This is a genomic window from Mesorhizobium sp. L-8-3 (assembly GCF_016756615.1).
Taxonomy (GTDB): domain Bacteria; phylum Pseudomonadota; class Alphaproteobacteria; order Rhizobiales; family Rhizobiaceae.
In genome coordinates this window covers 6,347,456-6,372,307 of the sequence record NZ_AP023262.1, presented here as the reverse complement: position 1 = coordinate 6,372,307, position 24,852 = coordinate 6,347,456, and the positions used below count along the sequence as shown (strand labels likewise).

The 24,852-nt window shown below is 64.9% G+C and carries 27 protein-coding genes, 1 pseudogene and 1 riboswitch; of the genes and pseudogenes, 16 read left to right on the top strand and 12 right to left on the bottom strand.

What is annotated here, in order from left to right; all coding sequences use genetic code 11:
- Nucleotides 1-48 precede the first annotated feature (48 nt).
- From aroC to JN302_RS29575, 3 genes are all read left to right on the top strand, one after another.
- Nucleotides 49-1,146 (top strand): chorismate synthase, encoded by a 1,098-nt coding sequence (gene aroC, locus JN302_RS29585; RefSeq protein ID WP_202330083.1) that lies wholly within the window; start codon nucleotides 49-51, stop codon nucleotides 1,144-1,146.
- 126 nt (nucleotides 1,147-1,272) lie between these two features.
- Nucleotides 1,273-2,373: a 3,4-dihydroxy-2-butanone-4-phosphate synthase gene (gene ribB, locus JN302_RS29580; RefSeq protein ID WP_202330082.1), complete on the top strand. Its 1,101-nt coding sequence runs from the start codon at nucleotides 1,273-1,275 to the stop codon at nucleotides 2,371-2,373.
- Between the two features lie 270 nt (nucleotides 2,374-2,643).
- Entirely contained in the window at nucleotides 2,644-4,194 is a 1,551-nt protein-coding gene (locus JN302_RS29575) for a CYTH and CHAD domain-containing protein (protein ID WP_202330081.1), read from the top strand.
- Between the two features lie 39 nt (nucleotides 4,195-4,233).
- Here JN302_RS29575 and JN302_RS29570 read toward each other — a convergent pair whose 3' ends face one another.
- Nucleotides 4,234-5,445 carry an MFS transporter gene (locus tag JN302_RS29570; RefSeq protein WP_202330080.1) on the bottom strand — a complete coding sequence of 404 codons (1,212 nt, stop codon included), beginning with the start codon at nucleotides 5,443-5,445 and terminating at the stop codon, nucleotides 4,234-4,236.
- Nucleotides 5,446-5,561: 116 nt separating this feature from the next.
- Here JN302_RS29570 and JN302_RS29565 point away from each other — a divergent pair, with 116 nt between their 5' ends.
- Nucleotides 5,562-6,206 (top strand): TetR/AcrR family transcriptional regulator, encoded by a 645-nt coding sequence (locus JN302_RS29565; protein WP_202307807.1) that lies wholly within the window; start codon nucleotides 5,562-5,564, stop codon nucleotides 6,204-6,206.
- Nucleotides 6,207-6,222: 16 nt separating this feature from the next.
- On the opposite strand, the gene JN302_RS29560 is transcribed toward JN302_RS29565, so the two are convergent.
- Together JN302_RS29560 and JN302_RS29555 are read right to left on the bottom strand one after the other, a co-directional pair.
- Nucleotides 6,223-7,146, bottom strand: coding sequence for a pyridoxamine 5'-phosphate oxidase family protein (locus JN302_RS29560; RefSeq protein WP_202330079.1), 924 nt, complete (start codon nucleotides 7,144-7,146; stop codon nucleotides 6,223-6,225).
- 8 nt (nucleotides 7,147-7,154) lie between these two features.
- Entirely contained in the window at nucleotides 7,155-7,778 is a 624-nt protein-coding gene (locus JN302_RS29555) for a glutathione S-transferase family protein (protein WP_202330078.1), read from the bottom strand.
- A gap of 93 nt (nucleotides 7,779-7,871) precedes the next feature.
- Between JN302_RS29555 and JN302_RS29550 the strand changes: the two genes are divergently transcribed.
- Nucleotides 7,872-8,768, top strand: coding sequence for a LysR family transcriptional regulator (locus JN302_RS29550; protein WP_202330077.1), 897 nt, complete (start codon nucleotides 7,872-7,874; stop codon nucleotides 8,766-8,768).
- 154 nt (nucleotides 8,769-8,922) lie between these two features.
- On the opposite strand, the gene JN302_RS29545 is transcribed toward JN302_RS29550, so the two are convergent.
- A complete protein-coding gene (locus JN302_RS29545) occupies nucleotides 8,923-10,167 on the bottom strand; it encodes a S41 family peptidase (protein ID WP_202330076.1) in 1,245 nt (414 codons plus the stop codon).
- A gap of 117 nt (nucleotides 10,168-10,284) precedes the next feature.
- A complete protein-coding gene (bluB, locus tag JN302_RS29540) occupies nucleotides 10,285-11,004 on the bottom strand; it encodes a 5,6-dimethylbenzimidazole synthase (RefSeq protein WP_202330075.1) in 720 nt (239 codons plus the stop codon).
- 43 nt (nucleotides 11,005-11,047) lie between these two features.
- Nucleotides 11,048-11,231, bottom strand: a riboswitch (cobalamin riboswitch).
- 127 nt (nucleotides 11,232-11,358) lie between these two features.
- Between bluB and JN302_RS29535 the strand changes: the two genes are divergently transcribed.
- The 6 genes and pseudogenes from JN302_RS29535 to JN302_RS29510 form a co-directional block, all read left to right on the top strand.
- Nucleotides 11,359-12,285, top strand: a complete 927-nt coding sequence (locus JN302_RS29535; RefSeq protein WP_202330074.1) for a histone deacetylase family protein — start codon at nucleotides 11,359-11,361, stop codon at nucleotides 12,283-12,285.
- 3 nt (nucleotides 12,286-12,288) lie between these two features.
- On the top strand, nucleotides 12,289-12,540 hold the full coding sequence (locus JN302_RS29530) for an exodeoxyribonuclease VII small subunit (RefSeq protein WP_202307800.1): 252 nt from the start codon (nucleotides 12,289-12,291) through the stop codon (nucleotides 12,538-12,540).
- 125 nt (nucleotides 12,541-12,665) lie between these two features.
- The gene (locus JN302_RS29525; protein ID WP_202330073.1) at nucleotides 12,666-13,586 is read left to right on the top strand and encodes a pirin family protein; all 921 of its coding nucleotides are present in this window, start codon (nucleotides 12,666-12,668) and stop codon (nucleotides 13,584-13,586) included.
- Nucleotides 13,587-13,681: 95 nt separating this feature from the next.
- Complete coding sequence (dxs, locus tag JN302_RS29520) at nucleotides 13,682-15,595, top strand: 1-deoxy-D-xylulose-5-phosphate synthase (protein WP_202330072.1); 1,914 nt, start codon at nucleotides 13,682-13,684, stop codon at nucleotides 15,593-15,595.
- Nucleotides 15,596-15,841: 246 nt separating this feature from the next.
- The gene (locus JN302_RS29515) at nucleotides 15,842-16,189 is read left to right on the top strand and encodes a hypothetical protein (protein ID WP_244845999.1); all 348 of its coding nucleotides are present in this window, start codon (nucleotides 15,842-15,844) and stop codon (nucleotides 16,187-16,189) included.
- Nucleotides 16,190-16,305: 116 nt separating this feature from the next.
- Nucleotides 16,306-16,491 (top strand): annotated as a pseudogene (locus tag JN302_RS29510) (transposase); the annotation flags it as partial.
- A gap of 342 nt (nucleotides 16,492-16,833) precedes the next feature.
- On the opposite strand, the gene JN302_RS29505 reads toward JN302_RS29510, so the two are convergent.
- Both JN302_RS29505 and JN302_RS29500 read right to left on the bottom strand, forming a co-directional pair.
- The gene (locus JN302_RS29505) at nucleotides 16,834-17,583 is read right to left on the bottom strand and encodes an SDR family oxidoreductase (protein ID WP_202330071.1); all 750 of its coding nucleotides are present in this window, start codon (nucleotides 17,581-17,583) and stop codon (nucleotides 16,834-16,836) included.
- Nucleotides 17,584-17,592: 9 nt separating this feature from the next.
- The gene (locus tag JN302_RS29500) at nucleotides 17,593-17,748 is read right to left on the bottom strand and encodes a darcynin family protein (protein ID WP_274609289.1); all 156 of its coding nucleotides are present in this window, start codon (nucleotides 17,746-17,748) and stop codon (nucleotides 17,593-17,595) included.
- A 257-nt stretch (nucleotides 17,749-18,005) separates the two neighbouring features.
- Between JN302_RS29500 and JN302_RS29495 the strand changes: the two genes are divergently transcribed.
- The 4 genes from JN302_RS29495 (at nucleotide 18,006) to JN302_RS29480 (ending at nucleotide 21,249) form a co-directional block, all read left to right on the top strand.
- Complete coding sequence (locus tag JN302_RS29495) at nucleotides 18,006-18,614, top strand: TetR/AcrR family transcriptional regulator (protein WP_202315124.1); 609 nt, start codon at nucleotides 18,006-18,008, stop codon at nucleotides 18,612-18,614.
- A gap of 251 nt (nucleotides 18,615-18,865) precedes the next feature.
- Nucleotides 18,866-19,165, top strand: a complete 300-nt coding sequence (locus JN302_RS29490; protein WP_202330069.1) for a hypothetical protein — start codon at nucleotides 18,866-18,868, stop codon at nucleotides 19,163-19,165.
- Nucleotides 19,166-19,249: 84 nt separating this feature from the next.
- Nucleotides 19,250-20,011, top strand: a complete 762-nt coding sequence (locus tag JN302_RS29485; RefSeq protein WP_202330068.1) for a TlyA family RNA methyltransferase — start codon at nucleotides 19,250-19,252, stop codon at nucleotides 20,009-20,011.
- Entirely contained in the window at nucleotides 20,008-21,249 is a 1,242-nt protein-coding gene (locus tag JN302_RS29480; RefSeq protein WP_202330067.1) for a class I SAM-dependent RNA methyltransferase, read from the top strand. Before JN302_RS29485 ends, JN302_RS29480 begins: the two co-directional genes overlap by 4 nt.
- Nucleotides 21,250-21,307: 58 nt before the next feature.
- Here the strand turns inward: JN302_RS29480 and JN302_RS29475 are convergent, their stop codons facing one another.
- Together JN302_RS29475 and JN302_RS29470 are read right to left on the bottom strand one after the other, a co-directional pair.
- Nucleotides 21,308-21,670, bottom strand: a complete 363-nt coding sequence (locus JN302_RS29475) for a nuclear transport factor 2 family protein (protein ID WP_202307784.1) — start codon at nucleotides 21,668-21,670, stop codon at nucleotides 21,308-21,310.
- A 193-nt stretch (nucleotides 21,671-21,863) separates the two neighbouring features.
- Nucleotides 21,864-22,241 carry a nuclear transport factor 2 family protein gene (locus JN302_RS29470; protein ID WP_202330066.1) on the bottom strand — a complete coding sequence of 126 codons (378 nt, stop codon included), beginning with the start codon at nucleotides 22,239-22,241 and terminating at the stop codon, nucleotides 21,864-21,866.
- A gap of 64 nt (nucleotides 22,242-22,305) precedes the next feature.
- On the opposite strand from JN302_RS29470, the gene JN302_RS29465 reads away from it, so the two are divergent.
- Nucleotides 22,306-22,884, top strand: coding sequence for a TetR/AcrR family transcriptional regulator (locus tag JN302_RS29465; RefSeq protein ID WP_202315123.1), 579 nt, complete (start codon nucleotides 22,306-22,308; stop codon nucleotides 22,882-22,884).
- A 66-nt stretch (nucleotides 22,885-22,950) separates the two neighbouring features.
- Here the strand turns inward: JN302_RS29465 and JN302_RS29460 are convergent, their stop codons facing one another.
- The 3 genes from JN302_RS29460 to JN302_RS29450 are packed head-to-tail and all read right to left on the bottom strand — an operon-like array spanning nucleotide 22,951 to nucleotide 24,787.
- Nucleotides 22,951-23,646, bottom strand: a complete 696-nt coding sequence (locus JN302_RS29460; RefSeq protein WP_202334488.1) for an NAD-dependent deacylase — start codon at nucleotides 23,644-23,646, stop codon at nucleotides 22,951-22,953.
- Between the two features lie 11 nt (nucleotides 23,647-23,657).
- Nucleotides 23,658-24,404 (bottom strand): SURF1 family protein, encoded by a 747-nt coding sequence (locus JN302_RS29455; RefSeq protein WP_202330065.1) that lies wholly within the window; start codon nucleotides 24,402-24,404, stop codon nucleotides 23,658-23,660.
- The gene (locus JN302_RS29450; RefSeq protein WP_202307778.1) at nucleotides 24,401-24,787 is read right to left on the bottom strand and encodes a DUF983 domain-containing protein; all 387 of its coding nucleotides are present in this window, start codon (nucleotides 24,785-24,787) and stop codon (nucleotides 24,401-24,403) included. The genes JN302_RS29455 and JN302_RS29450 overlap by 4 nt, the downstream gene beginning before the upstream one ends.
- Between the last annotated feature and the right edge of the window lie 65 nt (nucleotides 24,788-24,852).

The following is a 24,852-nucleotide window of genomic DNA, read 5'->3' as shown; positions in this document are numbered from 1 at the left end:
GTGTCGAACGGGCATGCCGCGCTCCAGGGCCGGGCAGGATTGGTGTCGATGTCGCATAATACGTTCGGTCATCTATTCCGGGTGACGACCTGGGGCGAGAGCCACGGACCCGCGCTGGGCTGCGTGGTGGATGGCTGTCCGCCGGGTATTCGTTTCACCCTGAAGGACATCCAGGACGAACTCGACCGCCGCCGTCCCGGACAGTCCCGTTTCGTCACCCAGAGGCGCGAGCCGGATGAGGTGCGCGTTCTCTCGGGCGTTCTCCCCGAAGAGGACGGCGCGACCATGGTGACGACGGGCACGCCGATCTCGATGCTGATCGAGAACGTCGACCAGCGTTCGAAGGACTATGGCGACATCGCCCGGCAATACCGTCCCGGCCATGCCGACTATACCTATGATGTGAAATACGGCCTGCGCGACCATCGAGGCGGCGGCCGCTCGTCGGCCCGCGAGACCGCCGCGCGCGTGGCGGCCGGCGCGATCGCCCGCAAGGTCGTTCCCGGCATGGTGGTGCGCGGCGCGCTCGTGGCAATTGGCGAGAAGGATATCGACCGCGCGAACTGGGACTGGGATTTTGTCGGCGATGCCGAGAACCCGTTCTTCACGCCCGACAGGGCATCGGTGCCGATCTTCGCGGAATATCTCGACGGCATCCGCAAGGCCGGCTCGTCGGTCGGAGCGCTGATCGAGATCGTGGCGGAAGGTGTGCCGGCGGGTCTCGGAGCCCCGATCTATGCCAAGCTCGATCAGGACATCGCGTCCAACCTGATGTCGATCAACGCGGTCAAGGGCGTCGAGATCGGCAATGGTTTCGAGGCCGCGCGCATCACCGGCGAACGCAATGCCGACGAGATGCGCATGGGCAATGACGGCAAGCCGATCTTCCTGTCGAACCATGCGGGCGGCATATTGGGCGGCATCTCCACCGGCCAGCCCGTCATTGCACGCTTCGCCGTGAAGCCGACCTCGTCTATTCTGACGCCGCGCCGCTCCATCGACCGCTCCGGTAGCAATGTCGACGTGATGACCAAGGGGCGTCACGACCCTTGCGTCGGTATCCGCGCCGTGCCGATCGGCGAGGCAATGGTCGCCTGCGCGATCGCGGACCACTATCTGCGCCACCGCGGGCAGTCGGGAAGATGAAGCGAGCTATAGCGAATAGCGAGTAGTGAATAGCGAATAGGGATGGCGAACGGGACGACTTGACGGTGCGCGACATCGTAGCGCCAGCGACCATTCACCACTCACCTGGTTTGACGAGAGAAGCCTATGCCCTACGACCAGAAGAAGATTGTCGAGGCCCTGCGCGCCTTCGAGCGCGGAGAGATCGTCGTCGTCATGGACGATGACGGCCGTGAGAACGAGGGCGACCTGATCGTCGCCGCCGTGCATTGCACGCCGGAGAAGATGGCCTTCATCGTCCGCCATACCTCCGGCATTGTCTGCACGCCGATGACGCGGGAGGACGCCAAGCGGCTGAACCTGGCGCCGATGGTGGCCGACAATGACGCCCCCCATTCCACGGCCTTCACAGTGAGCGTGGATTTCAAGCATGGCACGACGACGGGCATTTCCGCCGAGGACCGCACGCTGACCGTGCGCAACCTCGCCAACGGCAATGTCGGCGCCACCGACTTCGTGCGCCCCGGCCATATCTTTCCCCTGATCGCCCGCGAGGGCGGCGTGCTCATGCGCTCCGGCCATACCGAGGCGGCTGTCGACCTGTGCAAGCTCGCCGGCCTGCCGCCGGTCGGCGTCATCTGCGAACTGGTCAATGACGACGGCACCGTGATGCGCGGGCCGCAGGTCCAGGCCTTCGCCGAGAGGAACGGACTGAAGCAGGTGTCCGTGGCCGATCTCATCGCCTACCGGCAGCGGCAGGAGACGCTGATCGAGCGGATCGCCTGTTTCGACATCGAAACACCAGGCGGCAAGGCCAAGGCCTATACCTACACTTTGCCCTGGGACGTCATGCACCATCTGGCGATCGTCTTCGGGGACATTCGCGACGGTGTCGACGTGCCGGTCCGGCTCCATCCGGAGGATGTCGTCAGCGACGTCTTCGGGACGGAAGACCGGTTGCGCGACATCATGCGTTCGATGGGCGAGACGAAGCGCGGTGTGATCGTCTATCTACGCGAAGGCTCGGTCGGCGTCGGCCATCAGGCGCGGAGCCGCCGCCTGTCGGGGGATCGCGAGAGCCACGACGAGGCCAAGAACCGCGAGAACGAATGGCGGGAAATCGGGCTTGGCGCGCAGATCCTGAAGGATCTCGGCATCTCCTCGATCAATCTCATTACCTCGCGCGAACGTCACTATGTCGGCCTCGAAGGCTTCGGCATAAGGATCGCCAGGACCGAGATCTTCTAGGGTCGACGAAGCTGCGGCGGCGGTCGACGATATCGCAATCATCGAGACGGCCGGGTCCGAAGTGCCGGCATGCCGGAAGGCTGATCCGGGAATACGACCATCGATCCGTTGCGGTCGTCGTGGAGAATGCGTTAGACCTGCAGCATGTCGCTTGAAAAAGAATTCGCGCGGCATACTGAAGATTTTTGATTTTGCGCATGTCTTTATCTCGAAACAGCGGCACACTTTCGGGAGACATGGGTTAAACCCAGGCTGGCACAAAGTTCTCCAATGGGCGAAATCGAGCTGAAGTTCATCATCGACGAATCGACGTCCAGGCAGTTGTGGGCCCGCGCCAAGGGATCGAAACTCGCCAACGGCGCGCCCAGGGTGCGCACGCTCAGAAGCATCTATCTCGACACTCCGGAACACGCGCTCAAGAAGGCCGGCATCGCCATGAGGCTTCGCCGGGATGGACGGCGCTGGATCCAGACGGTCAAGACCGACGCTCAATTGCATGGCGGTCTGTCGCAGGTCGGTGAATTCGAAAACCCCGCGCCGGGCGGCCGGCCCTCCATTGAAGCGATCCCCGACGTAACCGTGCGGGAGGAGATCGTCCAGCAGACCAAGGGCGCCGTGCTGCAGCCGGTCTGCGAGACCATCATTCGGCGCCAGGCGGGTGAGCTCGTGCTCGCGGACGGCACGCGTGTCGAGCTCGCCGTCGATGTCGGCGAGATCCTCGCAGCCGGCCGCTCGGCCCGATTGCGCGAAGCCGAGATAGAACTCATCGACGGCAATGTGGGCGGTCTGTTCGAGGTTGCCCGGCTTCTGTTCCCCGATGGCGGGCTGCGCTTCTCGGAGCTTTCGAAGGGCGCCCGCGGCTACCTTCTGGCGGAGGAGGGCCTTGCGGACCCGCCGCTCGCTCCGCGCAATGCGCGGCAAGTCGCCCTTCATGCCGACCAGACGACCGAGCAGGCGGCGCGCGAGGTGCTGAGGAGCTGTGTCGAGCAGGTGGCCGCCAACATGGTCGTGGTGCGGGAACTCGACGATCCGGAAGGGCCGCACCAGCTGCGGGTGGGGCTGCGGCGCCTGCGCAGCGCATTCTCGGTCTTTTCCCCGGCTCTCCAGGGAGCGGAGATGGCCCGGCTCAGCGATGAAGCACGCTGGCTCGGCCAGCAGGTCGGGCGCCTTCGCGATCTGGACGTGGTCGCCGACGAGATCGTCGGGCGCGAAGCTTCAACGCACCCGGACGAGGCCGGGCTTTCGGGTCTCGCCGAGGAATTGCGGCGCGAGGCGGTTGTCGCGCGCGGCGAGCTTCGCGGCTGCCTGCCCGGCGCCCGCGCTCAGGTTCTCCTGCTCGACATGGTCCGTTTCGTGGAGATGCGCGGCTGGCTGGATCCGTCCGACATCGGTCAGACCGAGCGGCTGGCTGTTCCGGTTCCGGAGTTCGCGCGACAGGCGCTCCAGAAGCGCTGGAAAAAGGTGGCGAGGCGGGCCGAGGCTTTCGACACGCTCACCGTGGAGCAGCGGCATGAGCTGCGGAAGGAACTGAAGAAATTCCGTTATGCGACGGAATTCTTCGCCTCGCTGTTCCGCCCGAAGCATGTCGATCCCTTCCTGAAGCGGTTGAAGAAGCTGCAGGCCGTCTTCGGCGATCTGAACGATGCCGCGACGCTGAGGACCATGTTCACCGAAGGGCACAGCCCGGCGGCAGGGGATGGCGCGCTGCAGCGCGGAATCGGATGGGTGATCGGGGCCAGCCAGGCAAGGGGGGAGATCAGTTGGGCCGGGGCGCGGGACCTGTGGCTTGACCTGCGCAAGGCCGACCGCTTCTGGAAATGACGGGACGCTTCCCGCCAGGGATAAGGCCGGCATGACCGGTCAGGCCGCTCTCGGCTCCGCTCGGCATTGGCATGATCCGGTCGACAGCAGAGGTTGGCCGAGCACGGCCGCAAGAAGGGCGACGGCACCCGCGACGACCGACACCCAGAAGCCGCTGCCCGCACCGAATTCGTCGATCACCCATCCGGAGGTGAAGGAACCGACTGCCATGCCGATGCCGATCCCGGTCATTACCCAGGTGATGCCTTCGGTCAGCTTGGCCGGCGGCACGAGGCGTTCGATCAGGCTGAAGGCGGTGATGAAGGTCGGCGAGATCGAGACGCCGCTAGCGAAGAGGGCGACGGCGAGCATTGGAACGTTCGAGACGAAAAGCAGCGGCAAGGTGGTCGCCGCGGCGACCGCTATGGCGATGGCGAATTGCCGGGATAGCGGCATCCTCAGCTTGAGCATACCGAAGACCAGACCGACGATCAGCGAGCCGAGGGCATAGCCGCCGAGCACGAAGGTGGCCGCGGCCGGTTGGCCGAATTCCTTCGTCATGGCGATGACGGTCACCTCGGCCGTGCCGAAGAGCGTGCCGATGGCGACGAGCGCGAAGGTGATGATCTGTACCGCCGGCAATCTTGCGGCGGAATGGCCGTGGTTCGCTACGGCAGGCTGCACCTTGGGCTCGGTCGAACGCTGGAGGATGAAGGCCGTCGAGCCGACGGCCAGGAAGAGGGTCGATGCCAGCGGCCCTGCCTCCGGGAACAACGACACGCTGAGGCCGACCGCCAGGCTGGACCCCGCGACATAGACCAGTTCGTCCGCCACCGACTCGAAGGCGAAGGCCGTGTTGAGTTCAGGCGTGCCGCGATAAAGCTCCGTCCAGCGAGCGCGGACCATTGCCGGCATGCTCGGCATGCTCGCCGCAAGCAAGGCGGAGACGAAGAGGGTCCAGGAGGGCCAGCCGTAGCGGGCCGCAACGATCAGCAGTGCAAAGGCGAAGACGGACAGCGCCGTCGCCGGGATGAGGACCGGGAACTGTCCGCGGCGGTCGACCAGCCGGGAGATCTGTGGAGCGACGAAGGCGTTGGTCAGGGCGAATGTGGCCGACACCGCGCCCGCAAGCCAATATTCGCCGTGGATCTGCGAGAGCATGGCCACGGTGCCGATCGTCGCCATGGCAACCGGCAGCCGCGCAATGAAGCCGGCTGCGGCGAAGCCTTTGGCACCCGGGGCCTTGAAGATTCGGCTATAGGGGTTGGGCATCGGCGCGCTCCTGGAACTCCGGGTTCCTGTAACTTACATACGTGGCGTATGTGACTACATAATTGCATACGCCACGTATGTCAATTAACATACGTGGCGTATGAGTTAGGGGCAGGATGGCGCACAAACCTCGCAGGGAAATGATCGCGGAAACCCGCGCCAAGCTGGTCGCCGCCGCACGTCAGGCGTTCGGCACGGTCGGCTATGCGCAGTCCTCGATGGACGATTTCACCGCTGCCGCCGGACTCACGCGCGGCGCGCTCTATCATCATTTCGGCGACAAGAAGGGACTGCTGGAAGCCGTGATCGTCGAGGTCGACGCGGAGATGTCCGAGCGTCTTCGTGTGGTGTCGGCGAGGGCGGGAAGCCGTTGGCAGGGCTTTGTCGACGAGTGCAAGGCCTATATCGAGATGGCCCTGGAACCGGAGATCCAGCGCATCATCCACTGTGACGGCCCCGCCGTGCTGGGCGACCCCTGGCGCTGGCCCACCCAGAACGGTTGCATCAGCTCCATGACCCTGACCCTGAACGAACTCGCGCGGACTGGCGTGATCGGCGACATCGATCCCGAGGCCGCCGCCCGCCTGCTCAACGGTGCGATGCTCAATGCCGGACGATGGATCGCCAATTCGGAGGACCCGGAGGCGACCTCGCGGAAAGCGGTGAAGGCGTTCGAAGCCTTGCTCAACGGCTTGCTGGCCGACGCGCCGGGCCGGACGGACGTGCCGGGGTCCACGCCGGTCGCAGCGGCCGAGGGGTGACCCTCGGCCGTCGCGATCACGCCGCTGGGCGCCAGACGCCGGTGCGTTCGGTCGCCGGCGAATAGTCGACGAAGGCCCATCGCAGCCCGGCCGCCGCGCGTCGCCGCCAGCCTCCCGTGACGCGGAAAGTCCACAGCCTCTCGGCTCCTTCGACCAGACCGGCAGCCCGGTCGCTCCAGTCGATGGTCGCGAGCCCCTGGAGTTGCAACAGGTCGCCCGTCTCGAAGTCGATGAACAGCAGCCCGGCGCGCGGCTCGCCCAGCAGATTGCCGAGCGTATTGAAATAGCGGTTGCCGCGATAGTCCGGAATGGTCAGCACGTCGCCCTCGACCTGCACGAAACCGGAACGCCCCCCGCGGTGCGAGATGTCGACGCCGCCGGCTGCCGAGATGCCAGGACGCGAACGGCTGGCGACGAAAAAAGTGTCCGCTTGCCGGATCATGGCCATGGCTTCGACGTCGAGTGACGTCATTTGCTCCACGCCTCGGCCGGCGCTCGCCTTCGATCGAACGACACGACCCTGAATATACTGCGGGCAGTTGCCGAAGCTCTGGTGCACCGCGACTGTGAAGCCCTGGTCGTCGAGGCCCGAGACGCGGCCATTGGCCCGGTTGCGCCGCCGCGTCGAGAGGTCGAGGCCCAGGATGCCGAGTTCGGCGCCTTCGATGATCGAGCCCGCCGCCGGGTCATGCCGGTCGGGCAGCGCGTTCACCCGCAACGTGACGGGATCGGGCGAGTGGACGAAACCGGGCGCACTGGTGAGCATCGTCGCGAGAGGCCATCCCTGTGCGTCTGTCGTCGCCACGAAGAGATAGGGCAGCAGTTCGAAGAAGCTGCGGTGCTGATCGGGCATGAAAGCGCGGATGCCGCCGCCAGCGGCGCGCACATCAGCGAATGCCTGGGCGGCGCGCTCATCGTCATGAAAGGGTGAGGTCTCCATGGCGACCCTCACGAAGCCTTGGGCAGGGGAGAGGAGGGCATCGCCTTGAAGCCGGGCAGGGCCTCGATGCGCTTCAGCCACGCGCGCACCGACGGACAGGCGTCGAGTTCGATGCCACCTTCCGGCGCGTGGGCGACATAGGCGTAGCAGGCGAGGTCGGCGATCGTCGGCTGGTCGGCCGCGAGATAGAGACGGCCGGCGAGATGGTCCTCCATGAAATGCAGGAGCCGGCTCGCGATCTCGGCGCAGCGGACCGGATCGCCCGGCATGCCCCACAGCGCCACAAGGCGAGCATTGGCGGGGCCGTAGCGCAGTTCGCCGGCCGCGATGGACAGCCAGCGCTGGACGTGATGCGCGCCGATCGCGTCCTCGGGAAGCCAGCCGCTTTCCGGCGCGTAGCGCTTGGCGAGATAGACAAGGATCGCATTGCTGTCGGCGAGGACGAGATCGCCGTCCTGCAGCACCGGTATCTGGCCGAGCGGGTTGAGGCGGCGGAATTCGCCCGAGCGCATAACCTCGCCGGTGACGGGCACGAAACGATAGGGCAGACCGAGCATCAGCAGCATGAGCTCGACCCGGTGCGTGTGGCCGGACAAGGCCATTCCGTGGAGAGTGATGATGGTTTCGGACATGATGCAGCTCCTTCCTGCCGATATGTTGATCCTTGCGCCAGGAAACGAAATGGCGAATGATCAAAAGTCAGAATTGCAAATATCGGAACAATCATGGACCGGTTTGACGAACTTGCGATCTTCGTCGCCATCATCGATGAAGGGAGCCTGACGGGAGCGGCAAGACGGCTGCGGCGCTCCGCGCCTGCCGTCACCCGGGCACTGGCTGCGCTCGAGGATCGTGTTGCTGCGCGGCTCGTCGAGCGCACGACCCGTCGCCTGTCCCCGACCGCGGCCGGCCGCGAACTCGCAGAACGGGCGCGCGCGATACTGGGAGACTATGACGCCGCCTTGCTCGGCGCCTCGGAAATGCCGATACGCGGCCTGTTGCGGGTGACCGCGCCCGTGCTGTTCGGACGCCGTCATGTCGCGCCTGTCGTCAACGGTTTTCTCGACAGTTTCCCCGAAACGCAGGTGGAACTCGTGCTGCAGGATTCCAATCTCGATCTGGTCGAGGAGGGGCTGGATGTGGCGGTCCGCATCGATCACCTCGCCGATTCCGCCCTTCTCGTGCGCCGGGTCGGTGAAGTGCGCCGGGTGGCCGTTGCGAGCCCCGGCTATATCGAGGAGCACGGCAGGCCCATGCATCCGCGCGATCTGGCGCGGCATAGTACGATTGCCAGCGCGCGTGTGGCCAGGGAATGGCGCTTCGGTCCGACCAGGCGTGGGCCCGTGGTGCGAATCGCGCCGCGACTGCTGGCCAACGAGATGGAAGCCCAACTCCTGGCCGTCAGGGCAGGGCGGGGCATCGCGAGGGTCTTGTCCTATCAGGTCGCCGACGAACTTGCGCAGGGCACGCTCGTGCGGCTGCTGCCAGAATTCGAGCCGCCGCCCATCCCCGTGCAGATTCTGGCGCGCAGCGGCGGTCACATGGCGCCGAAGGTGAGGGCTTTTCTCGACTACGCCTACACGGCCCTGCGCAAGCTGGACGCGGTGCGCGGGCCAGTCTGACCTCGTTTGCACCTCTGACCTCGTTTGCACCGTCGCGCCCGTTGGCGAGAAGCCAAGCGGCCCGGATGGGCCTCGCCGGCTGAGCCAAGGCGGATGCGTGAGGATCCACCGGGCCTGGATGCGCCAGCATCCAGGCTTGTTGGCATGAGGAACGTCAGCCGTCGGCCAGGATGCGCCGCATCTCGTCGACCGCGGCATCGCGCTGCGGGTCCCGCCCGGCTGCATAGGGAAGGATGAAAGGCACAGGCAGGTCGGGCTGGACGCCACGCCCCTCGAGCCTTGTGTCGTCGCCGATGACGGCGTCCGAAACGGCCAGTTCGAGCAGGCTGTCATCGGGAAGCAGGAACACCCGGCCGGCGAGCAGGGCGCCCGCACTGCGCGCTCCGACCAGCCTGACGCCCTTGGCCTTCAGGGCATAGGCGAAGACTTCGAGGCCGCTGCGAGTGCCCTCGTCAATGATGGCGACGACCGGTCTGCGCCAGCGCACATTGGCGAGAATGGCCTCGCCGTCGCGTTGGATCAGCCGGAAGGGCGGCGTGCCCCCCAGGAAAAGCTCCGCCGCGTCGGCGCTTCCGCCGCCCCAGCGGCCGCGCAGGTCGAGCACCAGACCGTCGGCCTGCTCGAGCGGACCTCGGGCGAGCGCTTCGGCCACCTTGTTCATGGAGCGTGGCGCCGCGAGCGTCCACAGCCTGATATAGCCGATCTTGCGGCCGTCCCGTTCCATGATCGTTGCGCTGTCTTCGATCGCCTTCTCGAACATGGGCAGCGGTCGCAGAAGCTTGACCTGGACCGTCTTGTCGAGCGGCTGGTCCCCGGGGCGGCGACGCAGCTTGATCTCGACCGTCTGGCCTGCCTTGCCGCGAAAGGAGATGATCTCGCGATAGGGAGCCCCGTCGACCGAGATGACTTCGTCCCCGACCAGGATCCCGGCCCGGGCCGCGGGCGACCCGTCATAGACTTCGCTCACGAATCCAAGGCCGTTGCCTTGCCGCACGATCATACCAATCCCGGCATAGGCGGCTTCGCCGTCGGGCGAGAACAGGCGGCGCATGTCGGCCCGCAGCGCGTAACGAAAGACATCGGCGAGCTCGAAATAGTCGATGCCGTCAGGCCGGAAGCGGCCGGTATGCGACACCTGCAGGCTGGCGAGAATGGCATCGATCGCCGTATCGACACGCTCGGCCGGACTGGCGGCGGTGACGGGTGAACGCGAATCCTCGATCTCGCGCCGAACCGCATCTTCAAAGCGGTCGAGCGCCGACCGGTCGTAGAAGCTGTCGACGACAAGCCGCACCGTGCGGTCGAATACGGGATTCCCCGAGCGCGGCAACTCTGCGGCCGGCGTCGGCAATGCCGCCAGGAAAAGCAGCAACAGGGCGCCCGCAATCTTGCTCAGCATCGGCTTCCTCCTCGCTGGCGCAATTATCTTCCCGATGGCGGCACGATCGAGATCGCGATTGACACTATTGCGTGAATACCCAGCATTGCTGCGAGGCTGCCACGAGGGTGCGATTCCTCAATCCCCCGACGCTTCATCGATCAGGCGCTTGAGCCCGCCCTCGCCGGCTCCTGCGTAGCTCTCGCTCATGATCAGCGTCGACAACGGCAGGCGCTTGCCCCAGCCCTTCGTTTCGAGGTCGGGTCGCCCAGCGAAGGTGGAGACCCGGCCGACACAGAGATAGGCGATGGGGACGACATGATCGGGTATGGCCAGCAGCCGTTTCAGGGCAGCCATATCGAGAATGCTCACCCAGCCGACCCCGACGCCTTCCGCGCGGGCTGCGAGCCAGAAGTTCTGGACCGCACAGACCGTGCTGAAGAGATCCATCTCGGGATTGTGCGATCGCCCGAGCGGCGAAGCCCTCGAGCGGGCGCGATCGCAGGTGACGCAGAGATTGAGCGCGCTCTCGACGATGCCTTCCAGCTTGAGGGACCGGTAGAGCTCTTGCTTGTCCGCTTCCATGACTTCGGCTTCCCGGGTTCTTGCGGCGAGGAAGAGGTCTCGGACCTGATGTCGACGTTCGCGATCCCGGACGAGGATGAAATTCCAGGGCTGCATGTAGCCGACCGAAGGTGCGTGATGGGCGGCAGAAAGCAGCCTCGCCAGCACCGCATCATCGAGAGGCTCGTCGACGAAATGGCTTCGCACGTCGCGACGCGTGAAGATCGCCCGGTAGACCGCGTCCCGGGCGAAGGAGTCGAAGGAATTGTCGTCCTGACGGTCGTTGGTCGGCATCGCCTGTCCCCTTGCGATCGAAAACCCGCCGCCTGACCAAGCGGATGGCTATGCCTGCCGGGCCGGTCTTCTGGCTGGAGATCGTCCCGCTCCGGCGTCTTCCCGTTTCCTTGAACAGTGACGTCTTGCCGAAGCGGTCCCTCTTACAGCGCTGGGCGCGCCACGGATTTGCACCGTGTTCCCGATTCTCCCGCGTCGCCGCGGGCACCTGGCAGTGGCGACCATAGGCCGTCATCAATTGAAAGTCACCGCCCGTAGCGGCCATCCCCAGGCCGGCGGGGATTTCCCCAGCGATCGTGCCATCAGCCGTGCCCGGCGGTTCCATTCGCGTGGCCGGCGCATTAGATTGCCCCCATGGTGACGCGTCTTTATTCGCATCCGATCTATCTCGACCACATAACGCCCCCCGGTCATCCCGAACGGCCCGATCGGTTGCGCGCGATCACGCGCGTACTCGAAGACGAAGCCTTCGCATATCTCGACCGAGTGGAGGCGCCGGAAGGCGACAGGGAAACCATCCTCTATGCGCATCCCGAAGAGTTCGTGCGTCGCGTCGAGGCGGCTGTCCCCGACACGGGGCTTGCACGCATCGACGCCGACACCTCCGTCAGCCCGAAGAGCTGGCAGGCGGCGCTGACCGCCATCGGCGCAGCCAATGCCGCGGTGGACGACGTTTTCACGGGCGCGGCCGACAATGTCTTCGTCGCCGCTCGGCCGCCCGGCCACCATGCCGAGCGCACGACGGCCATGGGCTTCTGCCTGTTCAACACCGCAGCGATCGCGGCGCGCCACGCCCAGAAGAAGCATGGTGCCGAGCGCGTGGCGATCGTCGACTGGGACGTGCATCACGGGAACGGCACCCAGGACATCTTCTGGAGCGATCCCTCGGTACTTTATTGTTCGACGCACCAGATGCCGCTTTTCCCGGGAACCGGCGCCTGGAACGAAACCGGCGCGGGCAACATCGTCAATGCCCCGCTCAGCCCGAACTCCGGTTCCGACCTGTTCCGCGACGCCGTCCTGTCGCGGGTATTGCCGGCGATCGACGATTTCCGGCCGGACCTCGTGATCATCTCGGCGGGGTTCGATGCGCATCACCGCGACCCGCTGGCCGAGATCAACCTGACCGAGGCCGATTTCGACTGGGCGACCGGCGTATTGATGGATCGCGCGTCGCGCTATGCGAACGGGCGGCTCGTCAGCCTGCTCGAGGGCGGCTACGACCTGCAGGGCCTGGCCTTTTCGGTCGCGGCCCATGTGAAGCGCTTGATGAAAGGATAGGCCATGGCCGGCGAGACCAATGACGACATCAAGGCCATGAGCTTCGAGCAGGCATTGGCGGCGCTCGAGCGCATCGTCGACGATCTGGAGAAGGGCGACGTGCCGCTCGACCAGTCGATCCGGATCTATGAGCGCGGCGAAGCGCTCAAGTCTCACTGCGACCGCCTTTTGAAGGCCGCGGAAGACAAGGTCGAGAAAATCCGCCTATCGCGTGACGGCAAACCCGTCGGGACGGAGCCGCTCGACGCGGAATAGCGACGGGCCTCTGAACCCGCCTGCCGTCGGCCCCTGGGGTTGGAAAAGTTTCCGGAGGGCGTAAGCTGCAACCTCGCCTTGCGGCAGCGATTGCTGCGGCGGCGCTTGAATGGCTGGAGCGACCGATGAGTTTCTTTCCCGGAAACGACCCTCAAGCCGGCGACGTCTTTGCCTGCGACGCCATCGAACTGATGGTCATTCCCAATGCGCGCGACATCGGCGGATTCGCCGTTCGCCGGGCACTGCCGACAGCGCGCCGCCGCCTCGTCGGCCCCTTCATCTTCTTCGACCGTATGGGGCCGGCGATCCTGCGGGCCGGCCAGGCGCTCGACGTGAGGCCGCATCCGCATATCGGCCTGTCGACGGTGACCTATCTGTTCGACGGCAAGGTGCGCCATCGTGATTCGCTCGGCACCGAGATGGTCATCGAGCCCGGCGATGTGAACCTGATGACAGCCGGGCGTGGCATCGTCCATTCCGAGCGTTCGCCGGAGGAATTGCGTGGCGGTCCTTTGTCGATCTCGGGACTGCAGACCTGGCTGGCCCTGCCCGAGGACAAGGAGGAGATGGCCCCCGTGTTCGACAACACGCCGCGCGGCGAACTGCCCGACTTCTCCTATCAGGGCGTCACCGGGCGGGTCGTCATCGGCGATTTCGACGGCATGCGCTCGCCGGTGCGAACGACCTCGGACACGCTCTATGTCGATATCCGTTTGGACGCCGGCGCCAGCGTGGACCTGCCGGCCGAGGCCGAGGAGCGGGCGATATACGTTCTCGACGGTATGGTGACGATCGCCGGCGATCGTTTCCCCTCGGACAGGCTGCTTGTGTTCCGGCCGGGCGACAGGATCACCGTCTCCACGGAGGCGGGCGCCCATTTCATGCTGTTCGGCGGCGCCTCGCTCGGCTCGAAGCGTTACATCTGGTGGAATTTCGTTTCCTCCTCGAAGGAACGCATCGAACAGGCCAAGGAGGAATGGCGGACCGGCCGCTTCGACATCGTGCCCGGTGACGAGAAGGAATTCATTCCGCTCCCTGAAAACTGATGCGCGTCATTGCCGCGCATTTACTTTACCAGGGCCAAGCCTTATCTCCCTGACATCTCCCGTATGATCTTTCGAGCAGACAGGTTCCGTTACAAGTGACTTCAATCCCCGTGACGCCGCTTCTGGACAAAGTCCGCACCCCCGCGGACCTTCGCCGGTTGCCGGAAAGCGACCTGCCGCAGGTCGCTGCCGAACTGCGCGCCGAACTGATCGATGCCGTCTCCCGGACCGGCGGGCACCTTGGCGCCGGCCTGGGCGTGGTCGAACTGACCGTTGCGCTGCATTACGTCTTCAATACGCCCGAAGACAGGCTGATCTGGGACGTCGGCCACCAGGCCTATCCGCATAAGATCCTCACCAGCCGCCGTGATCGCATCCGCACCCTGCGCCAGGAAGGCGGCCTGTCGGGCTTCACCAAGCGCGGCGAGAGCGAATACGATCCGTTCGGAGCCGCGCATTCGTCGACCTCGATCTCTGCCGGGCTCGGCATGGCCGTGGCGCGCGACCTGGTCGGGGGCCGGAACAACGTTATCGCCGTCATCGGCGACGGCGCCATGTCGGCGGGCATGGCCTATGAGGCGATGAACAACGCCGGCGCGCTCGACGCGCGGCTGATCGTCATCCTCAACGACAACGACATGTCGATCGCCCCGCCAACCGGCGCAATGAGCGCCTATCTCGCCCGCCTCGCCTCGGGGAAGGCCTATCTCGGCCTGCGCGACGTCGGCAAGAAGCTGACCTCCTATCTCGGCAAGCGCGCCAACAGGGCGATCACCCGCGCGGTCGAGCATGCGCGCGGCTATGTCACCGGCGGCACGCTGTTCGAGGAACTCGGCTTCTATCACATCGGGCCGATCGACGGACACAATCTCGAGCATCTCATCCCGGTGCTGAAGAACGTCCGCGACAATGGCGAAGGGCCTATCCTGATCCACGTCGTGACGCAGAAGGGCAAGGGTTACGCGCCGGCCGAGGAGGCCAGCGACAAATATCACGGCGTCAACAAGTTCGACATCATCACAGGCGCACAGGCCAAGGCGCCTGCAAACGCCCCGGCCTATACCAAGGTCTTTGCCGAGAGCCTGATCCAGGAGGCGCGGGAAGACGATCGAATCGTTGCGATCACGGCGGCGATGCCCTCCGGCACCGGCCTGGACCTGTTCGGCGAAGCCTTCCCCTCCCGCACATTCGATGTGGGCATCGCCGAGCAGCATGCGGTCACCTTCGCCGCCGGTCTGGCAACCGAGGGGTTGAAACCCTTTGCCGCGATCTATTCGACGTTTCTGCAGCGCGCTTATGACCAGGTCGTTCACGACGTGGCGATCCAGAAGTTGCCGGTGCGTTTCCCGATCGATCGGGCCGGCTTCGTCGGAGCGGACGGCCCGACCCATTGCGGCGCCTTTGACACGACCTATCTGGCGTCGCTCCCGGGTTTCGTCGTGATGGCGGCCGCCGACGAGGCCGAACTGCGCCACATGGTGCGCACGGCAGCCGCGTTTGACGAGGGCCCGATCGCCTTCCGTTATCCGCGCGGCAACGGCGTCGGCGTCGAAATGCCGGAGCGGGGTTCCCTCCTGGAGATCGGCAAGGGCCGTATCGTCAAGGAAGGCACCAAGATCGCGCTGCTCTCTTTCGGAACGCGGCTTCAGGATTGTGTCGCTGCGGCCGAGGAACTGGATGCGGCCGGCCTGTCGACGACGGTCGCCGATGCGCGTTTCGCCAAGCCGCTCGATCAGGATCTCGTCCGCAGACTGGCCCGGTCGCATGAGGTGCTGGTCACTGTCGAAGAGGGCTCGGTCGGCGGTTTCGCGAGCCACGTCCTGCAGTTCCTGGCGGTCGAGGGCCTGCTCGACCAAGGGCTGAAGGTCAGGCCGCTGGTCTTGCCCGATGAGTTCACTGACCATGGCAAGCCCGAGAAAATGTATGCGGATGCGGGCCTCGATGCAGCAGGCATCGTGCGCACCGTCTTTGCCGCCCTTGGTGGCATGGTTCAGGTCGCGCGCGCCTGATTTCGCCGGGTTTCCGCTGCAGTGCCAGTGACGTTATCCGTCGTGTGACCTGTCGGCGCTATCCGCCTGGAACTGTCTTGCTTGCCGGCCGGGTAACCGGGAATGGACCGTAGTTCCTGGATTTTGGTCAGCCGACGACCGTCGATCCGTTGGTCTGTTCATCTCGTGAGGATTGCTGTACGACCCCTGCGTCAGCAGGTGGGGTGGCGCAAATCAACGGCTGGCCGGATGGAGACTGAACGATCCATGGCGATGGGGCGAGTATGGACTGTGGCAACTTTGCTGCTGGTGGCCGCGGTCGCCGGGTGCACGGCGGCGCCCGCCGAGTATGCAGCCACGCTCTCGACACAAGACCCGAAGTGGCAGTCGCCGCAGTGCGAACAGATCCGCGCGGAGGCGTTGACCTATGGGGCCGGAAAAGCCAAGCCGTTGAACATGGGGACCGCTCTCTTGATGGGCCCCTACGGACTTGCGATCGCGGCGGCGGGCAGAGAGCATCAGGAAAAGCAACGAAAGCTGTTCGCCCGCGACATGCACATGCGATGCTCAAGTCTGCCTCTTCCCCAAAATCTGGAAATCATTCCCGAGCGATGAGGCAGACCAAGCGGAAGGGGACAAGACATATCGATGATCCGCGGAGCGGTCACAGTTGAGGCGCCGCGCCAAGGTGTCCGGCGTCCAGCGGATGATGGAGAGGCACTCCTCGAGACGGCAAGAGTGCGATCCATCTGGCTCGTGTTTACGGAGAACGCCGCCGCAACTATGAGGGGCAGCACTTTTGGGCGCGCGGCTACTTCGTCTCGACCGTCGGTCGCGACGAGGCCGTGATCCGGGAGTATATCAAGAATCAGGAGCGCGAGGATCAAAGGCTGGAGCAATTGCACCTTTGGCGCTGAACGGCCACCTTGGGTGGCCAACCCCATGAGGGGCCGCGTCAGCGACCCAACAGGCCGCTTTGAGCGGCCCAAATCCTAAAGCCCCGGCTTTTGCGGGGGGATACTTACTTATGAGAATCCTGATTGCCGGGTTCTCAAATTAGCTGCGTTTTGCACGGAGGTTCTCGGCCTGCGGGCGTGGGCTATCATGTCTTCGGCGGCGTCGCTGAATCGGACCCTGCCGGCCCCGCCGCGTCGCGCAGCCGTCGTCTTGCTGGTAGCCGCGTCGGCCAACTCACGCTGCGCGATTGCGGTGCGGACGATGGGCGCAGACCCGCAATGGGGACGATGGGCGGCATCAACCTATCCGTTCCGCAGCAGCCGGTATGCGAAGGCTGGCGACAGGCGGTGAAGGATACGAAGCAGCCGGGTCTTGCCGACCCAGACTTCGCGATTCCGTCTCTCGATGCCGTGCACGACCGCGCGGGCCGCGTCATGCGCGGTCATCTTGGCGCCGCTCCGGCCTTGTGTCATGTGCGTATCGACAAAATCCATGGCCACATCGATGACCCGGATCGCGGGAGCGGAATCCTCGCAGCGATAGCGCAGGGCCCGGCTGAAGGCGCCGAGTCCGGCCTTGCTCGCGCAATAGACAGGGGCCGTCCGCTTCGGCGCCAATGCAAGCCCCGAGGAGATGTTGACGATAGCCGCTTCTTTCTGCCGCGCCAGAACCGGCATCAGGCCGAAGCTCAATGCAACCGGCGCAGTGAGGTTCAGGTCGATCTCGTCTCGGAAGTCCGCCATTCTACCGCCGTCCCCGATCCCGGTCGCCGGCAGGTTGATCTGTACACCGGCATTGTTGACGAGGATGGCAAGATCGGGGCAGCACTGCGTGACTTCGGCCACGACCCTGTCCTGATCTTGGCCGCGGGACAGATCGGCCTGGAGGAGCGCGATTCGTTCCGGACTACAGCCGATCGTCGCCTCGGCGCGCTGCCGGTCGCGCGCCACGATGATGACCTTGGCGCCCCTGGCGGCGAGTTGCAGCGCGATCTCCTGCCCAATTCCGGCGCTGCCGCCCGTCACCAGCGCCGTCTTTCCCTCAATACGCATTATCCCGCCTCACGCCGCCGTATTCTCGAAATAGCGGAAGCCGTCTTCCACGGCCGGTATGATCTGGACCAGTTCAAAATAAGGCTCGGCGAAGAAGGCGGAGTCGCGCAACCGCTCCATGACGAAGTGGAAGGAGATCAGGTCGTCGGCTTCGAACATAGCGATATCCGTGCAAAAGCCGTGAAGGCTTCGGCGTCGAAATGGCGAATGGTAACGCTTTCGTCCTTCAATGTGTCGGCGAAGGCCGAATTCGCGATTTCGTTGCGGCGCGAGCGGGGGAGGGACAGCCAGGAAGGCAAAGTCCGTAAAAGCACAAAGATGGTGAACCGCGGTTTGGGTGTGGTCACGAGAGGTTCCTGTTGTCTGCGTTGGCGATGCGGGCTAGAATACGAGTAATTGCTCGTATTCCTTACTCGCATTCCATGGTCGCCACGCAATCCCCCATCGATGCCCGCAAACGCCCGCGTCAGGCCCGTTCAGCTGCTACTGTCGAGGCCATTGTCGAGGCCGCTGCTCGCGTTTTGGAGGCCGGCGGCCTAGCGGCGTTTAACACCAATGCAGTGGCGGAAAAGGCAGGAGTGAGTGTCGGCAGCCTCTACCAATATTTCCCCGCCAAGGAGGCGTTGCTCGCGGAACTGATCCGCCGCAAGCGCGCGGAACTTATGACGATGATCGAGCGGGAGAAGGCGCAGGCGAGAGGGCGCGATCTGCCGTCGGTCCTCAACGGCTTCATCCGCGCAGCCGTATCCCACCAACTCGAAAGGCCGCGGCTTGCCGGCAGTCTGGAATATGCTGAAGCGATGCTGCCGATTGACACGGAGACCGAGGCGCTGAAGCGGATGATCGTCGCGGCGGTGGCCGAGATACTGTCGCTTCACGGGATCGCCAAGCCAGAAACCGCCGCCAGGGACCTGGCCGCTCTCACGCGCGGCATGGTCGACGCGGCGGGATTGTTCGGCGAGACGGACATGTCGTCCCTTGAGCCGCGCGTCAGACGGGCGGTTTACGGCTATCTCGGGATTCGAAAGTAAGACGACGGTAGTTGGCAAGATTGGCAGGCGGTTGCATAGCGATGAGAACTGTTCGGTTGCCTTCGATCGCCGCTGTCAACGCGCCAGTTCGACGGCAGACGGCGTCGTCCAGGTCGCACGTGCCTGACGTGCCCATCAGGCAACTTACTCTAACCATCTGTCTACGCTGGCATTTGGCGTTTCCGTAACCTTGTCCCTTGACCGTTTCTTAGCGCGCCCCAGGTAGAACCGCGTCTGGACAGTGGCCTACGATGAAGATGCCGACGATCGGCGTCGCGATGCTGGTCGTGCTCGCCCCGCCGGCCGTCGCCGATATCCAATATGACTGCAAGCTTGAACAAGCCGTGCTGAGGATCGTCGCCGACAAGATCGGAACGCTGCGTGGTGGTTTCGCTCACGATGTGAAGCCCGCCCTCGTGCTGCCTCCCACGGTCTTCAGCGAGCCTGCGGAGCTCTATCCGGCCGCTCCGACGGGGTCGACGACCCATCGTCATGGATGGGAGCTGATGCTCGCGATCGAGCACAGGGCGTCGCGCTTCGTCGCCTTCTGACGATCGCCGCTCCGGTCGGCCGCGTCACGACCCGGTCGCAACGTGCCGCTTGCCTTCGCCGCCGGCTTTCGCCAAGGAAGGCCGATGAAGCTCGACCAGCAGACAAGCCGGATACGCCTCGACGAACTGCTCGTGCGTCGCGGCCTATTCGCTACCCGTTCGCGGGCGCGCGATGCCGTCGAGCGCGGTACGGTCCGCGTGGCCGGCGTCGTCGTCACCAAGCCCGGCGCTGGCACTGCAGAGGATGCCGCCATCCACGTCGACGATCCGGCGCAGCGTTTCGTCTCGCGCGCCGCCCTGAAGCTGGTGGCCGGGCTCGATCATTTCGGCATCGACCCTTCGGGGCGCGCCGCCCTGGATGTGGGAGCCTCGACCGGCGGTTTCACCCAAGTGCTTCTGGAGCGCGGCGCCCGCCATGTCGTGTCGATCGATGTCGGCCACGGACAAATGGAGCCGCGTCTGCGGTCCGATCCGCGTGTCTCCTGCGTCGAAGGGCTCAATGCCCGTGACCTGGAGGCCTCGCATCTCGGTGGCGTGGAGCCCGAAATCATCGTCTGCGACGTCAGCTTCATCTCGCTCACCCTTGCGCTGCCGCCGGCGCTCCACCTCGCGGCGACGGAGGCGTTCGGCGTCTTCCTGGTGAAGCCGCAATTCGAGGCCGGCAAGGATGCGATCGGCAAAGGCGGATTGCTGCGTGATCCGGGGGAGGGACCCGTGATCGCGCAACGTCTACGCGCGTGGCTCGACGGCGTTCCCGGCTGGCGAGCGCTCGGCCTGTGTCCGTCGCCGATAGAAGGCGGCGACGGCAACCGCGAGTTCCTGCTGGCCGGAGCCAAGGATCGATGACTGCACGCTTCGTCATAGACAGGCTCGGCGCCAAGGGCGACGGCATAGCGGAAACCGGTACGGGACAGGTGTTCATCCCGTTCACCTTGCCGGGAGAGACCGTCACCGCGGCACGCGAAAAGGACCGCGCCACATTGATGGCGGTGCTCGAAGCCTCGCCGCTCAGGGCCGAACCGGTTTGCAGCCATTTTACTGAATGCGGCGGGTGTGACCTGCAGCATTTCGAGGGCGAATCCTATCGCGCCTGGAAGCGCGAGAAGGTCGTGCATGCCCTCAAGGGCAAAGGGATCGACGTTCCGGTTGCCGCGACCGTCGCCTGCGCGCCGGCCTCGCGCCGCCGCGTCGTGTTCTCGGCGCGGCGCACCGAGGCGGGCATGATCCTCGGCTACAACAGGGCGCTGTCGCATACGATCATCGACATAACGGAATGCCCGATCGCCGCACCCGAGATCGTTGCCGCGTTACCGAGGATGCGGAGCCTCGCTGGCCTCATCTGCATGACGCCGCAGCCGTTCCATCTGGCTGTCACCCTGACGGCTTCGGGCCTCGATGTCGCGGCCGACGGTTCCGGCAAGCTGTCGGAGACGGCACGGCGCAAGGCGAGCGATTTCGTGATTCGCGAAGGCATTGCCAGGCTCTCGGTCGATGGCGAGATCGTGGTCGAGCCGCGCAAGCCGGTCGTCATGTTCGGCGACGCCGCGGTGACGCCGCCGCCGGGTGGTTTCCTGCAGGCCGTCGCCTCGGCCGAAGAGGCGATGGCGGGGCTGGTTGCGGCGCATCTCGGCAAGGCGAAGCGGATCGCCGACCTGTTCGCCGGTGCCGGTGCCTTTGCCCTGCGCCTTGCGACGAAGGCCGAAATCCATGCGGTGGAAGCCGATGCCGCGCCGCTCGCCGCTCTCGACCGCGGTTTCCGCTTTGCTCGTGGCTTGAAGCGCATCACGGCGGAACGGCGCGACCTTTACCGCCGGCCGATGACCTTCAAGGAGCTGAACGCTTTCGACGCCGTGGTCTTCGATCCGCCCCGGGCCGGAGCCGAGGACCAGTCGAAGCAGATCGCCCGCTCGGACGTGCCGCTGGTCGCCGCCGTTTCCTGCAATCCGGTCACGCTGGCCCGCGACCTGCGTATCCTCATCGACGGTGGCTATTCCTTGAAATGCGTGACGCCGATCGACCAGTTCCTGTGGTCGGCGCATGTGGAGGCCGTGGCTCTATTGGAGAAGCCGCGCCGGCGACGCTAGAGGCTCGAGCCTGATGGGTTCCGCAGGGTGCTCGCGAGACGTGAGGAGGGGCATGTCCCTATCCCTTCACGTATCCCAGACCTTCGACGATCTTTCCGTCCCGAACGCGCATTATGTTTATCCCTCGCACCCGATCCGCCTTGCTTTTGCTCCATCGGAGTTGCCATCGGATGATCCCGCGGTCCTGGCTGGCCCAAATCTCCTCGGCTTCGAATACAAGGTTCGCAGAGGACGCGATTCCCTTCCAAAAATTGAGGCAAGCCTCACGCCCTTCGTAGCGCGCGCCATCCGGAGCGGGCGTCGTATTCTCGAGAACGCAACCCTCACCAATCAGATCGTCGAGGTCTTCGGGCCGGTGCTCCTCGAACGCGCCATTGAAGCGGTCCATGATCGCGCGGGTAACTTCGCTGTCGGTCCTCATTCTCTCACCTCATTGAGCCATATGGCGCTTCGCCTTACAGGGCGTCGCGTGAAACGCGAGAAGGATTCACGCGACGCGCCGTAGACTATTGATCTAGCGCATGCCTTTTTCCCGAACCGCTGCTCACTTTCGAAAGCAGCGAGTGGCTCCCCGGACGTGTCGGTTCGGCGGCGAGGAAACCACTATCTGGCGGTCACTCAGGTAGTGGGGCCGACTGGCCGGGCGACTTTGAGTAACCGAGCGCTTCGACGATCCGGCCGTCGCGGACATGCATCAGGTTGACGCCCCGAACCGACCCACCGTCACCGAAATTGAAACGCCAGCGGATGATAGCGCGGTCGCCCATTACGATCGTGTCTTCAACATCGAAATAGGTAACCGGGTCCGCAGCGAGAGCCTCCCAGAATGCGAGGCAGGCGTCATAGCCTTCGTATCGCGTACCATTGGGCGCCGGCTGAATCGACTCCATGACGCAGTTCGGTGCGATCAGGTCTTTGAGGATCGCAGGCTCGTGATCGAGGAAGGCCCGGTTGAATCGATGCACGATTTCGGCTGTCTCGTTCGTCTGCATTGTTTCTCCTAGGTAGACAGGTCTGTCTATGCACCATACAGGTCTGTCTGTTAGAGTCAATCCCATGAACAGAACCGTTTCGCAGACCGATCCTGGAGTAAGCGCGGCGCGCCGCCGCTTACTCGATACCGCGACCCGTCTCTTCTATACCGAGGGCATCCGTGCCGTGGGCATCGACCGCATCATCGCGGAAGCGGGCGTGGCCAAGGCGACGTTCTACAATCACTTCCCGTCGAAGGATGATCTCGTCCTCGCCTATATCGAAGAGCAGGACCAGCTTGGGCGGGAAGCCACCTCAGCGCTCCCCAAGCAGTCTCCGCGCAAGATGATCGCCGCGATCCTGGGGCGCATCAGCGAGGCCGTCGTCACTGGGGACTACCGGGGCTGTCCGTTCCTCAACGCAGCCGCCGAATACCCCGACCCGAATAGCCCCGTTCGGCAAGCCATTGATGCGCGCCGTGCATGGTATCACGGCGTCCTCCGGAAGCTTCTTGCTGCGGATGGCGATCCAGCCCCTTCCGTCACCGCCTCGCTGCTTGTCGCTCTGTCAGACGGCCTGCTCGAATCCGCGTATCTCGACGATTCAAGGGACGTTCCCGCCCTTGTCAGGGAAGGGCTGGAAAGGTTGCTGGCCCGGCGTTGAGACAACAGTTCGACGGATCGCGAACTCATGGAAGGACGGCGGATAGACGAGTCCTGACATCAAGGGTCAGGGCCAGCTCTTCTCGATGAGGCGGTCTACGAAGGCGGGCACGACCTCGGTCGCCCGGCCGTAGTGGGTTTGCGCGAAAAGGCTGCCGCCTTCGGAAGGTTCCAGGTTGAGCTCGACCGTATGGGCGCCGGCGAGGCGAGCCTCTTCGACGAAACCGGCCGCGGGGTAGACGCTACCGCTGGTGCCGACCGACACGAACAGGTCGCATTCCGAGAGCGCGGCGTAGATGCGTTCCATATGATAAGGCATCTCACCGAACCAGACCACGTCGGGCCGCAATCGCCCTACGGTGCGGCATTGCGGACATTGCGACGAGGTCGACATGTCGCCGGGCCATTCGCTGCGTTCGCCGCAGGCCTCGCAGAGCGCCTTGGCGAGTTCGCCATGCATGTGCAGCAGCCTGTGCGAGCCCGCCGCCTCGTGGAGATGATCGATGTTCTGGGTGACCAGCAGGAATGTGCCGAGGAATGCCTGTTCCAGCCGGGCGAGCGCCGCATGCGCCGCATTCGGCAGAATGCCCGCCATGCCCCGCCGGCGTTTGTTGTAGAAGTCGTGCACCTTGCGCGGATTGCGGGCGAAGCCTTCGGGAGTGGCGACCTCCCGATAGTCGACCTTCGACCAGATGCCGCCTGCGTCCCGGAACGTGTCGACCCCGGACTCGGCCGAAATGCCGGCGCCTGTGAGGATGACCATGGAGGAGGGGGTCACGCGCGACGTCTCGAGATCAGCCAGGCGCCCAGGACGGCAAGCAGCGCGGCGGCGAGCCCGTACCAGGTCAAGGCATATTGTAGGTGGTTGTTAGGGAAGTCGACCAGGGTAACGCCTCCGATCGGCAGCCCGCCGGGGTTGGGCGTGGCATCCGCATCGATGAAGAATGGCACGATTCGGTCGGCCGGCACGCTTGCGCGACCGGCCATGGCGGCAAGATCCTTCCAATAGAAGACGTTCTTCGCGGGATCGTTGTCGGGCACCAGCGAGGACGGCTTTTCGGCGAGCGGATTGCGGGCGAGACCCTTCACGGTCACCAGGTCCGCGATCTGGCCCTCGGTCCGCGTCGATGGATCCTTGCGGTCAAAGGGCACGAAACCGCGATTGACGAAGAGCACACGCCCGTCGAGCAGCTCCAGCGGCGCATAGACGAAGAAGCCGGACTGTCCTCGCCAGGTCGCCAGGAAATGGCTCTCGCGGTCGTTGAGCAGACGGCCGGTCGCCTCGACCGGCCAGTAGTCGACGTCGCCGGTTTCGGCGAATTGGCGCTCCAGCTCGGAGAGGGGCCGCGAAGCCGACCCGATGCGTTGGTCGACGGCGGCGATGAGCGCCTCCTTCCAGGCGAGACGCTGCATCTGCCACGTGCCGAGGCCGACGAGCATGACAAAGAGGACGGCCCCGAGCCCGACGATCGCCCATGCAGGCCCCTTCGGGCGCGCGGCCTGGTGGTCGGCGAGGCTCATTGCGGCCGGTCCAGCCGCCCTTCGGCCGCCTTGTTGCGGTATTGCAGCGTGATCAGGACGCCCTTGATCAGCCGCAGGGCGGTCAGCGAGAGCACGAGTGTCAGCGGGATCCAGAGCAGGAGATGCAGCCATAGCGGTGGGCCGAAATTGACCTCCATCCATAGCGCCAGGCCGACGACGATGAAGCCGATGATCAGGATGACGAAGACGGCCGGTCCGTCTCCTGCATCGGCGAAGGAATAGTCGAGCCTGCAGACGCCGCAGCTCCTGGCGACGGTCAGGAAACCCGAGAAGAGCCTTCCTTCGCCGCATCGCGGGCAGCGCCCCTTGAGCCCTGCCGTGACCGGGTCTACCGGCGGCCAGATCGCCTGATCGTCGCTCACGGGTCTATTCCGATCATCCTCGTTCGCCATTTCCCGATCCTTACCATGTCTGCGCCGGCGACCGT

What these genes read in the sequence shown, in the direction of transcription:
- JN302_RS29505 (WP_202330071.1), bottom strand. Translation starts at nt 17,583, where the DNA reads ATGCGTATTGAGGGAAAGACGGCGCTGGTGACGGGCGGCAGCGCCGGA.
- JN302_RS29570 (WP_202330080.1), bottom strand. Translation starts at nt 5,445, where the DNA reads ATGCCCAACCCCTATAGCCGAATCTTCAAGGCCCCGGGTGCCAAAGGC.
- JN302_RS29515 (WP_244845999.1), top strand. Translation starts at nt 15,842, where the DNA reads ATGGCGATGGGGCGAGTATGGACTGTGGCAACTTTGCTGCTGGTGGCC.
- JN302_RS29535 (WP_202330074.1), top strand. Translation starts at nt 11,359, where the DNA reads ATGGTGACGCGTCTTTATTCGCATCCGATCTATCTCGACCACATAACG.
- JN302_RS29545 (WP_202330076.1), bottom strand. Translation starts at nt 10,167, where the DNA reads ATGCTGAGCAAGATTGCGGGCGCCCTGTTGCTGCTTTTCCTGGCGGCA.
- JN302_RS29490 (WP_202330069.1), top strand. Translation starts at nt 18,866, where the DNA reads ATGAAGATGCCGACGATCGGCGTCGCGATGCTGGTCGTGCTCGCCCCG.
- ribB (WP_202330082.1), top strand. Translation starts at nt 1,273, where the DNA reads ATGCCCTACGACCAGAAGAAGATTGTCGAGGCCCTGCGCGCCTTCGAG.
- JN302_RS29455 (WP_202330065.1), bottom strand. Translation starts at nt 24,404, where the DNA reads ATGAGCCTCGCCGACCACCAGGCCGCGCGCCCGAAGGGGCCTGCATGG.
- JN302_RS29530 (WP_202307800.1), top strand. Translation starts at nt 12,289, where the DNA reads ATGGCCGGCGAGACCAATGACGACATCAAGGCCATGAGCTTCGAGCAG.
- JN302_RS29575 (WP_202330081.1), top strand. Translation starts at nt 2,644, where the DNA reads ATGGGCGAAATCGAGCTGAAGTTCATCATCGACGAATCGACGTCCAGG.
- JN302_RS29555 (WP_202330078.1), bottom strand. Translation starts at nt 7,778, where the DNA reads ATGTCCGAAACCATCATCACTCTCCACGGAATGGCCTTGTCCGGCCAC.
- JN302_RS29550 (WP_202330077.1), top strand. Translation starts at nt 7,872, where the DNA reads ATGGACCGGTTTGACGAACTTGCGATCTTCGTCGCCATCATCGATGAA.
- JN302_RS29495 (WP_202315124.1), top strand. Translation starts at nt 18,006, where the DNA reads ATGGTCGCCACGCAATCCCCCATCGATGCCCGCAAACGCCCGCGTCAG.
- JN302_RS29525 (WP_202330073.1), top strand. Translation starts at nt 12,666, where the DNA reads ATGAGTTTCTTTCCCGGAAACGACCCTCAAGCCGGCGACGTCTTTGCC.
- bluB (WP_202330075.1), bottom strand. Translation starts at nt 11,004, where the DNA reads ATGCCGACCAACGACCGTCAGGACGACAATTCCTTCGACTCCTTCGCC.
- JN302_RS29565 (WP_202307807.1), top strand. Translation starts at nt 5,562, where the DNA reads ATGGCGCACAAACCTCGCAGGGAAATGATCGCGGAAACCCGCGCCAAG.
- JN302_RS29460 (WP_202334488.1), bottom strand. Translation starts at nt 23,646, where the DNA reads ATGGTCATCCTCACAGGCGCCGGCATTTCGGCCGAGTCCGGGGTCGAC.
- JN302_RS29480 (WP_202330067.1), top strand. Translation starts at nt 20,008, where the DNA reads ATGACTGCACGCTTCGTCATAGACAGGCTCGGCGCCAAGGGCGACGGC.
- JN302_RS29485 (WP_202330068.1), top strand. Translation starts at nt 19,250, where the DNA reads ATGAAGCTCGACCAGCAGACAAGCCGGATACGCCTCGACGAACTGCTC.
- JN302_RS29470 (WP_202330066.1), bottom strand. Translation starts at nt 22,241, where the DNA reads ATGCAGACGAACGAGACAGCCGAAATCGTGCATCGATTCAACCGGGCC.
- JN302_RS29560 (WP_202330079.1), bottom strand. Translation starts at nt 7,146, where the DNA reads ATGGAGACCTCACCCTTTCATGACGATGAGCGCGCCGCCCAGGCATTC.
- JN302_RS29475 (WP_202307784.1), bottom strand. Translation starts at nt 21,670, where the DNA reads ATGAGGACCGACAGCGAAGTTACCCGCGCGATCATGGACCGCTTCAAT.
- aroC (WP_202330083.1), top strand. Translation starts at nt 49, where the DNA reads ATGTCGCATAATACGTTCGGTCATCTATTCCGGGTGACGACCTGGGGC.
- JN302_RS29465 (WP_202315123.1), top strand. Translation starts at nt 22,306, where the DNA reads ATGAACAGAACCGTTTCGCAGACCGATCCTGGAGTAAGCGCGGCGCGC.